General features: G+C 29.7%; 3 protein-coding genes and 2 pseudogenes. 2 read left to right on the forward strand and 3 right to left on the reverse strand.

All coding sequences use genetic code 11. From position 1 onward, the window contains the following. Window positions 1–144: 144 nt before the first annotated feature. Genes NH288_RS11230 through NH288_RS11240 form a run of 3 tightly spaced genes read right to left on the reverse strand, consistent with a single transcriptional unit; the run spans window position 145 to window position 2,330 of the window. Window positions 145–885, reverse strand: a complete 741-nt coding sequence (locus tag NH288_RS11230; RefSeq protein WP_265215377.1) for a lantibiotic immunity ABC transporter MutG family permease subunit — start codon at window positions 883–885, stop codon at window positions 145–147. Beyond that, entirely contained in the window at window positions 885–1,625 is a 741-nt protein-coding gene (locus NH288_RS11235) for a lantibiotic immunity ABC transporter MutE/EpiE family permease subunit (RefSeq protein WP_265215379.1), read from the reverse strand. Before NH288_RS11235 ends, NH288_RS11230 begins: the two co-directional genes overlap by 1 nt. A gap of 3 nt (window positions 1,626–1,628) precedes the next feature. Then, window positions 1,629–2,330 carry a lantibiotic protection ABC transporter ATP-binding protein gene (locus NH288_RS11240; protein ID WP_265215380.1) on the reverse strand — a complete coding sequence of 234 codons (702 nt, stop codon included), beginning with the start codon at window positions 2,328–2,330 and terminating at the stop codon, window positions 1,629–1,631. A gap of 251 nt (window positions 2,331–2,581) precedes the next feature. On the opposite strand from NH288_RS11240, the pseudogene NH288_RS11245 reads away from it, so the two are divergent. Beyond that, window positions 2,582–2,776: pseudogene (locus NH288_RS11245) on the forward strand (mobilization protein); the annotation flags it as partial. Window positions 2,777–2,786: 10 nt separating this feature from the next. After that, window positions 2,787–2,900, forward strand: a pseudogene (locus NH288_RS11250) (relaxase); the annotation flags it as partial. Window positions 2,901–2,964: the final 64 nt, after the last annotated feature.

Raw genomic sequence — 2,964 nt, forward strand, 5'->3', positions numbered from 1 at the left:
ACTTACATACCGAATATTTAGTTGTTATTTAGTTTTTCTAAGCCTAATTTTTAGGCTTATTTGATGTGCCATAAATTACAAGATTAATTATTTTTTATTTTCTCTTGACATTTGATAGCTGGTCTAATTTTAAATTAAAAACTTTTATTCACTAACAGATTTCCCATCCCACTTATTAAACCAAATAATTGAGGAAATAAATAGGATTAAGATAATAAAGGATGCTATTAAACCCCACAGCCTTAACTCTTTATAAAAATATGAAGGATCTAAAGCTTTGCCCAGCCTTATATACATGGCAGGAAGTCTTGCGCCCCAGGTACAAGGAATAAAATACCAAATATTATCACCGATGACAGTCATTGAAAGCAAAGCAATCATTGTTTCTAGAAAACCCAATCCTATAGATGCACCATTACTTAATACGATTGATACCCAAAGATGAATCATGTATAGAGAAAGGCTGCTAATAACAATTAGGAAAAATTCAATAAGCCAATCTAAGATATTTTGATATCCAGTTAGTATTGCAAAAATTATAATAGCTAAAGCAAGAGAAATAACAAATCCCAATTCTAATACAAGGAGTTTTCCTATATAGGCTTTGCTTCTAGATTTTGTAGTAGATAAAAGCACTTGAAATTTTCCAGCACCCATTTCCATATCAACTACTTTTGAACTTATCAAACTTAATATTATTGGCATTACCGCTCCTAAAAGTACAAAATAAGTTTGTATTATATCTCTTTCTTCAAAATTTTTTAATCCTGTGGTTTTTAATGCCACATAAAATAGTAAAGAATAGGCTATAGGTAAGACTATGTGAATCAAAGGAAGCCAGGTGCCTTTAATTTTGTATATTTCTGATTTTATTATATTTATCATTACTTTACCTCTTGTTTTGAAAACCATTTTGCACTTATCATTGTTAGTAAGGTAAATAGACATATAGATAAAATACAAGGAATAAGTAACGATGTGTTTGATATCATTGGATTTGATGCTTCTATTAAAATGCCACTTGGTAGAATACGCATAACAGGAATCATTAATCTAATTCCCCAAGAATATGGGCAATAAATCCAAAAAGCACTGTCAGACAACAATATTCCTGATCCTAAACCTAATACTGCATTTACTGCAATGCTTGCTATAAAGCCAAATTTTTTTGCTAAGAAAAAGCATAGAGGGATTTGCCAAATATTGGTTATTATTAGTAAGAAACTCGCAAATAGTAATGTGGAAAATCCATAGTTTGGTGTTAATTGCCCTCCAATTAAAAATTGAAAAATATATACCCCTAGCATATGAACTATAGTGGTAATACTCATATAAATTAATGCTGTGATTATTTTTGAAACCCATAACTTTTCAAGCTTAATTTTTAGAGGGAAAACTGCTCTGTAGTTTAATATTCTACTTTCTTTTCTATCCATCATTGCTGGTATTAAGGCAAAAGTTGATGGCATTATTATGACATACCACCAGTTATAGGAATTAGCAGTGAAATAACTTGGCATAAGAAAGAGTGACAATAAGATTAAAGTCATTGGCATAATAACTAATAACTTCTTCAAGAAAGTGCCCTTATGTTTTAAATTTTCTGCAAGAATATAAGATATCATTTTTTACACTCCCATTCCACTTTTTATAACATTCATAAAAAGTTCTTCTAAATTGTCATCATGATTAATAATGTTTTGATATTGCAATTTTCCATTATTAATAATCCCAATATGGTCAGCAGTTTGTTCAACTTCTGCTAAAATATGACTAGACAAAATAACTGTTATTCCTTTTTCTGGGAAAGATCTTATTAAATCACGCAATTCCTGAATTCCAAGAGGATCAAGTCCGTTTGTTGGTTCATCTAAAATCAAAAGCTTAGGATTATTTAATAAAGCAATGGCGATACCTAGCCTTTGTTTCATTCCTACAGAAAATAGACTACTTTTCTTTTTGCCAGTATCTTTTAAACTAACTATTTCCAAAACTTCATCAATCCTAGAATCTTGTAACCCTAGTAGGAGTGTCCTTACTTTTAAATTTTCCCTAGCCGATAAGTTCTCATACAAGGCAGGCATTTCTATCAAGGCACCAATATCCGATAAATCGTCGCGACTCCACTCATGACCTTTAAAAAAGATTTGACCAGATGTTTTATGAATCATTCCAGTAATCATCTTCAATGTAGTCGATTTACCTGCTCCGTTAGGTCCTAGCAATCCATATATAGAATTTTCTTTTATTTTTAAAGAAATACTATCTACTGCTTTTTGTTTACCAAAAGTTTTAGTAAGATTTTTTGTTTCTAATATCAATTTGTCCATATAAATGAACCTCCTCTTCATTTTATAAACTTAGTATAAAATACAAAGTTAAGGATTCCATAAGGAAGATAAGTTTCTTTAAAGTTAATAGATTACTTTTACCTTTATTGTCCGGTACTGGTACTCAAATGGTACTGGAAGTAAAAAGAATAAATTGAATAATTCTTCCAAGTACTGTACATGAGGACAAAAAATTAGACCGTAGGCTTAAGCTGCGGTCTTTTTGCCTACATATTATGAGGATTAATTTATTTAGAGATCTCCAATAGATACTTTCAAATACAACAAATAATATAAAGCAGATTGCAAAAGCAACTAATATAACTGGCCTTATTTACAAAAAAGATATAGATTATATGAAAGAAAAAATAGAAAAATTGGCAAAAGAAATATGGCAGATTCATTCCCTACTTCTTAATAAATCAAAAGAAAGTTCTGGTGATTAGTATGGTAATTACAAAAAAGAATACCCTTATGCAAGAGTATTCTCTGAATAAAGAACAATTTTCTGACCTTGTTCAGTATAGGAAAAACTATGAAAATTATTATGGGAAGGAAGTGGAGAGATAAAAAATTGAAAAAATAATTTTTTTCTGGTATAAATATTATTGTAGAAATTTACAAATAATTACCC

This window comes from Anaerococcus sp. NML200537 (genome assembly GCF_026131715.1).
Lineage (GTDB): Bacteria > Bacillota > Clostridia > Tissierellales > Peptoniphilaceae > Anaerococcus > Anaerococcus kampingae.